The sequence below is a fragment of the Acinetobacter sp. G11 genome, assembly GCF_049808495.1.
Taxonomy (GTDB): domain Bacteria; phylum Pseudomonadota; class Gammaproteobacteria; order Pseudomonadales; family Moraxellaceae; genus Acinetobacter; species Acinetobacter kookii.
The window spans coordinates 50,888-58,763 of the sequence record NZ_JBNCAT010000017.1; the positions used below are offsets into that span (position 1 = coordinate 50,888).

At 37.5% G+C, this 7,876-nt stretch carries 5 protein-coding genes and 2 pseudogenes; 2 read left to right on the forward strand and 5 right to left on the reverse strand.

The window, feature by feature from the left end; translation table 11 throughout:
• Positions 1–4: 4 nt before the first annotated feature.
• From ACPUEY_RS08260 to ACPUEY_RS08280, 5 genes and pseudogenes are all read right to left on the reverse strand, one after another.
• Positions 5–1,063, reverse strand: a complete 1,059-nt coding sequence (locus tag ACPUEY_RS08260) for a glycosyltransferase family 4 protein (protein WP_425121769.1) — start codon at positions 1,061–1,063, stop codon at positions 5–7.
• A complete protein-coding gene (locus ACPUEY_RS08265; protein WP_425121770.1) occupies positions 1,053–3,302 on the reverse strand; it encodes a methyltransferase in 2,250 nt (749 codons plus the stop codon). Before ACPUEY_RS08265 ends, ACPUEY_RS08260 begins: the two co-directional genes overlap by 11 nt.
• 3 nt (positions 3,303–3,305) lie before the next feature.
• Positions 3,306–4,667 carry an ABC transporter ATP-binding protein gene (locus tag ACPUEY_RS08270; protein ID WP_425121771.1) on the reverse strand — a complete coding sequence of 454 codons (1,362 nt, stop codon included), beginning with the start codon at positions 4,665–4,667 and terminating at the stop codon, positions 3,306–3,308.
• Positions 4,606–5,433, reverse strand: coding sequence for an ABC transporter permease (locus tag ACPUEY_RS08275; RefSeq protein ID WP_425121772.1), 828 nt, complete (start codon positions 5,431–5,433; stop codon positions 4,606–4,608). Before ACPUEY_RS08275 ends, ACPUEY_RS08270 begins: the two co-directional genes overlap by 62 nt.
• A 479-nt stretch (positions 5,434–5,912) precedes the next feature.
• A pseudogene (locus ACPUEY_RS08280) lies at positions 5,913–6,389 on the reverse strand (integrase); the annotation flags it as partial.
• 114 nt (positions 6,390–6,503) lie between these two features.
• Between ACPUEY_RS08280 and dusA the strand changes: the two are divergent.
• On the forward strand, positions 6,504–7,535 hold the full coding sequence (gene dusA, locus ACPUEY_RS08285; protein WP_425121773.1) for a tRNA dihydrouridine(20/20a) synthase DusA: 1,032 nt from the start codon (positions 6,504–6,506) through the stop codon (positions 7,533–7,535).
• A 74-nt stretch (positions 7,536–7,609) separates the two neighbouring features.
• Positions 7,610–7,876, forward strand: a pseudogene (locus ACPUEY_RS08290) (DUF4372 domain-containing protein); the annotation flags it as partial.

Genomic DNA, 7,876 nt, shown 5'->3' on the forward strand with positions numbered 1-7,876 from the left:
TTTTTTATATAGTAATTCCAAGTTTTTTCATGAGTTTTTTCCAATCCTCAAGAAATATCTCTGTAGAAAAGCTATTTCGTACTGAAGTTACCGCTCTACGCGCCACGTCATAATGATCAAATAAATTTTCTATACACTTAGCGAACTTTTCAGTATCACCGAGTGGATAAGTAAGCATAGACTCATGACCAGAAACTAAATCTACATGTGCTTTAATATCTGACAAAGCGACAGGAATAATTGAAGATATTGCTTCTGCAGCCGAAAGGCCAAAAGATTCACTTTGAGAGGGGGAAACAAATATTCCACCTGAATCAGCAACAGCATTCAATAAAGCTCTAGAGGAGGTAAATGAAACAGGAGGTAATACTAAAGAAATACTATCAAGGGAACGCATTAACAATTCTTTTTCAATATTAATTTCAGGGTTTTTGGGACCGCAGATCAAAAGCATGAACTCTCCTTTTCGTCGACTCTCCAAAATTTGGAAGGCATCTAATATAGATAAGGGGTCTTTTAAACGATCTAGACGGCCAAAGAAAAGAATAGGCTTACGCTTCCATGCTGGAAGAGAAATTTTTTGTGACAATTCAAAAGAATCGATCCCCCAAGGAACAAAATTTCTCAGTAAAGACACTGAAGTGGGTAAAGATAAAAATTCATTTTCAATCAGTGTCTTAAATGATAATGAAGGGACGACAACTTGCTCGCAACTAGACGATAATTTTTGAAGATATTCCCGATTATCTTGATATCCAGTGTGACATTCAACGATATAACGTTGAGAACGATTTTCACATAATTCTATTGCTTGTGGGCAATCGATTAAAGAAACTAAATCATAGTTTCTATCAAGTGAAGTTACAATTGATGTGGTGTCTTCAAGTCCATATTTTTTCAGCGCTAAACGAAATGCCTGCCCCCCTCCTGCATCATGCATAAAATAAAAGTCTATTAAAATCTCTGGAAAATATTGTCTAAAAGCTAGTGCACGATTAATTAGCACTCTCTCACAGCCACCAAAAGTCGCCCAAGGATAAACAAAACATATTCTAATTTGCATATAAATCCCATATACCATTATTTTTATTTATTTCATTTATCAGCGTCTCAAATCGCGCTCGCCAAGTTACCTGCTGCAAAAAATTATTAATATCTTCTGTGTCATAGTCGTCATTAAGTGCCTTCTCAATAATGTCTTCAACATCTTCGCTTTCTGCAAAATATGTCATAGGATAGCTTTTCAAATGTCGGATACCCGTTACAACAACAGGCAGTCCAAAGTACAAATATTCATATATCTTAATAGGATCTACAGCTTCTGCTAAGATTCCTTCCATAAAAGGAATTATCCCAATAGACCAATTGGAAACTTGCCTATGTAAATCTTTTGGTAATACCTTACCTAAAAGATGAATGTTGGATAAAGCTGTAATTTCTTTTCTAACCCATTCTGGCTCGCCATAACCAATAATCTCAAACTTAATATGAGGATAGCTCTTCGCAAGCTGCAGTATAAGCTTCCAATCAAACCAAGCATCAGTGAGATGTCCGAAATATCCAATTATAGGACCTCCATCTTCTCGATTCCTCGCTATTCCTTGATTCTCTACACCAAGCACTTCAGGAGTAAAACCATTCCCAATTATTTTAATATCCGAACGAATATGGGAAAATTTGTTTCGTAAAGGAGGAGATACCGCACAAACAAAATCAGACTGCAATATAAGACTTTCTTCTACAGATTTTTTAAACCAAGGAGCTTGCCCTACTTCACAGAATGCCTCCCATTCATCCATAATGTCATAAATAATAGCGAATCCCTTTTCTCTTAAAATGGGAACAAGCCCCACCAAATTAGGAGTAGGCATAGTCACAAGAAAAAGAGAACGCTCACGGCAAAGATGGAGTTTATTAACGTACTTTATAAAATCGAAGAGAGGAACTTGAAATACATTTGGAAAAACCTCTTTACATCCTTTGGACAATTTATCCTTAGCAGACCACTGCCAAGCAATAAATAATACTTGATAACCTTTTTCAGCAAAATATTTTGCTGCATTAATTGGCCTTTGATTTACTAACTCATCAAATTCAAACCCACAAGGAATAATCACAACTTTATTGTTCTTGTTTGCTTTCTCAACCCATTCAATATAACCGTTAGTATCATCATTCAAAAATTTATCACTAGCGATATCCATATTGTGCTGCATGCGTTTAGCTGCAAAAGCATATCTTTGCTTTTTTAATTTATCTTGTAATGCTTGAGGTAATTTCCAGTAAATCGCTTTTAATAATAAATATCTCCCATCTTTACTCCAAATATAACGGGAAAGCGAATACACTAAACGCAGAGGTCGAGTCAATCTCCATGAACGAGATGTCTGAAACATCTGAATTTGATTATTTTGCTGAAATATTTTCTGGTTGAGAGTTGCTATTTGCATATTCTGATCAGCCACAGCTTGCGTAAGACTAGCAACTTGTAAATCTCTATCTGTCACTGCTTGCGTAAGACTGGCAACTTGTATATCTCTATCACTCACTGCCCGTGTTAGACTTGCAATTTGTATATCTCGTTCAAGCACAGTTTGCTTTAGAATATTAAACTCTGTATTCAAATCAATTTTTTCTAGTTCACAATCACTTAATCTAAGCTGAAGTGAATGAATCCAAGAGGAGTCACCATAGACTAAAAAAACTTGATCCCCACTCCATTGTGTAGAAGGAATACGTGAACAATCCAAAACTTTGGACCATACTAGCCGAAAACCATTGTCTAGTTCTAAAGGGATATTTTCTGACAAAAAAGTTGAGAAATGTTCAGCAATACGATTAATCTCGCGATATGGCAACGCAAGAATAACGGCTTTTTTAGCCTTTGTACTTAAAGTTGCCAATACTTCAAACGGATTATGGAAATGCTCAAGTGTGTTAGATGAAAAAACTACATCATAGCTTGGTGTAATCTCAGAATCTGGTTCAAGCCAGTTTTCACAAAAAAATTTAATCATAGGATAGCGCTGGCTAGCCTGCTCAATCGCTATTTTTGAAAAATCAACACCAAATAATTGCTGTGAATTTATATAACTAGCCCAAATATCAGTTCCATCCCCTTGTGCACACCCCCAGTCTACAACACTGAGAGATTCTCGCCGAATTTGCTCAATCAACCAAATTGGCAAATTTTCAAGTGCAAGTTGAGCAAAAAAGCGAGATTGTCGCGGTCCTTCATAAACCTCCCAATCTTCGGTAAATCGTTTATCCCAATAAGTATCTGAATTAATAGTAGATAACATTTATTATAAAACCTGTACTGTCTGCTCAATCGCCGGCTGAAAAATTCCAAAAAAACGCTGCTCAGACAAAGATGAAAAATAGTGAGCACCCTCAAGATATTCATAGTAGTGGATATCTAAATCGGCACGATTTTCCACGGCCACCACCAAGAGATATTTTCCCGTCACTAACGGATTTATCATACGAAAACGTATACTAAATTCTTCTTGCTCAAGAAGTCGAATATCGCCACTGTCATGTGTTGTTGAAACAATTAAATCAGTCCCTTTAAGATCTTTAATTGAACAGGCGATGCTTAAATGCTTGCGAGGAATATCCGAAGGCACATGTACCTGCACCACAATTTCTATAGGCTCACCCCAAGCAATAACATCACTTCTAGCACCATGTTTATTACATACTGATGCTCCAAGAATTAATCCCTTACGTGCCCCCCAATGGGTAACAGGACGAGCATCCAAAGCATGATGGTTTTGTATAATTTGCTGATCATTCTGTTCTAAAGAATCAATCACCGTCTGAGTTGCTATATTTTTTTTAATATTTTGATGTAGACCCTGTTCCTCGGATAGCTCATCTTGAAACATATATTCCATATACTTGCCTGTAACCGGAAAAACTTCTCCATCCTCAACAAGCGTTCCTTTATCAAGCCATATTGCTCTATCACAAAGTGTCCGAACTACACCCACATCATGACTAACAAATAAAATAGTCGTGCCACGTTCTTGGATTTCTTTAATGCGTTTCATACACTTGGCTACGAAACGGGCATCGCCTACAGATAGTGCTTCATCAATAATGAGAATTTCAGGATCGACATGAATGGCAATTGAGAATGCGAGCCGAGCATACATGCCACTAGAGTAAGTTTTAACAGGTTGGCCTAAGAAATCGCCAAGCTCTGAAAATTCAAGCACTTCACCCATTCTTTGTTCTATTGTTTCTTTAGGAAATCCCAAAATAGCCGCATTTAAAAGGACATTTTCGTACCCTGTGAATTCTGGATTAAAGCCAGCTCCTAACTCAAGCAAAGCCACTACACGGCCATTTGTGTCAATACGACCAGTTGTAGGAGTCACTGTACCGCAGATCATTTGGAGTAAAGTGGATTTTCCACTACCATTACGGCCTATAATTCCTACAGTTTCGCCTCGATTTATAGAAAATGTTATATTTTTTAATGCCCAAAATTGGCGAGGCTTTTTTTTATTTCCAAAACTTAGCATTTGAAAGAGTCGATCTTGTGGCTTTTCATAAATGTTATAACATTTACTTAAATCGGTTACTCGAATGGCATAATTAGATAACATCAGCAAATCCCCTACGGGTTTTTTGAAACCATAAAAAACCTGACCAAGCAAACATACTAGTCCAGACAACTTGGATTAACCACTCAATCCAGTTAATTCCTTTACCCCAAATTAGGACATCACGTGCTTGTTCAATTATTAATGTTAATGGATTTAACTGCATTAAAGACTGGTATGCTTCAGGTAGAGCCGTTATTGGGTAAAAAATTGTTGTTAAAAACATTAGCAGGGTGGTGAAAACTCCTACAATTTGTGATACATCCCTCAAAAAAACCCCTATTGAGGCAAGTAACCAAGAAAATCCTAAAACCAACATTATTAAAGGTAATAAAACAAATGGAAATAAGAATATTTCAATGTGAGGAATACCCATAAATATGATATAAAAAATAATCCATACAAAAAAACTAATTAAAAAATGAAAAATTGCAGAACCTAAAGCTACTATGGGGAGAACTTCGAGAGGAAAAATAACTTTTTTAACATAATTCACATTACTTAATATTAAGTTTGGAGAACGATTAATGCATTCTGAGAAAAGGTTAAATATCATTAACCCGGAAAATAATATTAAAGCAAACTCTGTTTTAGAATCCGAACCACCCAACCATTTTGCTTTAAACACGACACTAAAAACAAATGTATAAACAACTAACATTAAAATGGGGTTAAAAAAAGACCAAAGCAGCCCAAATATTGATCCACGATAGCGCGCAACAACCTCTCGTTTAATTAAACTCCAAATAAGATTTTTATTGATAATAACAGTTCTAATCAAAGCCAAGAGTGAACTGGAAGGACTTGCATGCGGATTCAACAACAATACTCCATTTTCATTTTGTCAACTAAATTACTGTGAATTTATTAGCCAGCACTTTATTTTTAAAAAATATATTTTTGAGGATGAATAATACCATGCTTTATTATAGAATCGAATTCTTTCAGGCTAGTCACTAGCTTAATTGCGTATATATACCAACTTTAATTAGTCCTGTTACACAAATACAATTGTATCAACACCTATCCCCAACCTCCTTAATTCTATTAATTTATTTCAGGAAAATATTCCAATAGCAAGAATGACCTATGATTCTTTGAAGTTAATGAATCAAACTCTTCTAATTCACGGACACAATTTACTTCACTATATCTGTATTCAATAAGAACTCCTTCAATTCTGCTGTTGCAGGTAGTCCTGTCACGCTTACCATTAGATCAGATCTGTCTAGTTTCTCATAATCACGCATTTACTTTATCAAAGCTAGCCAATTCAACATTCACCTCCTACATGACCTAGCCGTGAGATAATATTCCCCATATATGAAGTAGCTCACGATGTAAGGTAGTTATAGCGATTGGTTTCAAATCCAACTTAACATCACAATTCTGATGTAACGCAACATGCTCTGAGATATCGGCTGGTTTTATTTTTGTGATAATATTGCGCGCGATTGGTAGCTTCTTAATTAAGAGCAGAGAATAGCGTTTCGTTCTTCCGTACTCGCTCCCGACTTCATCCAAATATTTATCTATGGTATCTGATAAGGTCAGATCAATGAGCTGTTCTTTGCCAAGCAAAATATCAGGACTGTCTTGAATTTCGACTTCTCGTTTCTTAACCCAGTTTTCAGCCAACTTCTTTGAGTGAAATGTTTTACTTTCAGAGAAAGTAGGAAAGCCCTTTCGATTGATTCTAATCGCAGCAGGATAGTTAATTTTACCATCGGCACCTTTCCTTGCTGTAATTAACCCATAATTTACACCACAGCCTATTTTTTTGATTATGGTGTAAAATTTGGTGTAAATGCAAACCGATTAACCCATCTAAACACAGGTTCAAACAGATTCGCGCAGGTTGCGAAATATAGATTAAAGGTATGATTTTTAATGACTATTATCAAAAACATTGAAAACACTCAATCCCCGCGAATCAGTGTTGCCCCGATGATGGATTGGACTACCAGTGACTACCGTTTTTTTGCCCGCCTGTTTAATCCGAATATTATTATGTATACCGAAATGGTGACGACGGGTGCCATTCTTTTTGGCGGTGCAGCACGCCATTTGGACTATAACCACGAAGAACACCCGATTGTGCTGCAACTCGGTGGCTCAAATCCGAAAGATCTTGCGACCTGTACTAAAATGGCACAAGACTGGGGCTATGATGAAGTCAACCTGAATGTGGGCTGCCCCAGTGACCGCGTACAAAACAACAAAATTGGCGCATGCTTAATGGCAGAACCCGACCTGGTGGCTGAATGTATTGCTGAAATGCGCAATGCCGTGGATATTCCTGTGACGGTCAAACATCGGATCGGTATTGATGACATGCAGTCTTATGAAGAAATGCTGCATTTTGTCGATACCGTAGCCCAAACAGGTTGTGACAATTTTATCGTGCATGCACGTATTGCCCTGCTTCAGGGCTTGTCACCGAAAGAAAACCGAGATGTTCCGCCTTTGCGTTATGAAGATGTTTACCGTTTAAAACAGGAACGTCCAAACCTGCTGATTGAGATTAACGGCGGAATCAAAACCCTGGCTGAAACCCAAGAACATTTAAAACATGTTGATGGGGTGATGATTGGCCGCGAGGCTTATCACAATCCCTATCTACTGGCTGAACTTGGACAACTCTGGAACCTGGAAGCGCCTGACCGTTTTGAGATTATGGCGCAAATGATGCCATATATTGCCAAACGTATGGAGGAAGGTGCTCCACTTTCTATTATTACCCGTCATATTTTAGGATTATTCCAGAATTTGCCAGGTGCACGAAAATGGCGTCAGGCTTTAAGCGGCGGCAATGCCAAAACCCTAAAAGATGTAGAGACTGCTTTGATCAATATTCAGGAAGCGATGCAACGCACTGAAGAATATGTAAAAGAAAATCAGAGCTCTCTAGCTTCAAGTTAATTGCACGTATCCCCATACACACAAAATGCCAGTCCATTTAACCATGGGCTGGCATTTTTATTTTAATTCTGCATGCGGCTTGCTGGGATCAGTTTGTTGCCATATTAATGTCCCAACTTTCTTGTCGGCAAAGCTTAAGAGACATTCAATCCAATCTCGAATCCCAGCAAGAAAAGCTCTATCATCTTGGCGCGAAAAGAATTGCGCGAAGCACCTTAGCAAGACTCAACGAAGAACAGCCCGCCAGCCTGTATCAGCAATTGTTCACACAGCTGCTTCAGCGCTGTGAAAACTCTAAAACTGCACATAAATTTAGATTCAAGAATCCGCTGTATTCACTA

Bases quoted from the DNA above. Each gene is read 5' to 3' on its own strand.
- ACPUEY_RS08260 (WP_425121769.1), bottom strand. From the start codon at position 1,063: ATGCAAATTAGAATATGTTTTGTTTATCCTTGGGCGACTTTTGGTGGC.
- ACPUEY_RS08265 (WP_425121770.1), bottom strand. From the start codon at position 3,302: ATGTTATCTACTATTAATTCAGATACTTATTGGGATAAACGATTTACC.
- dusA (WP_425121773.1), top strand. From the start codon at position 6,504: ATGACTATTATCAAAAACATTGAAAACACTCAATCCCCGCGAATCAGT.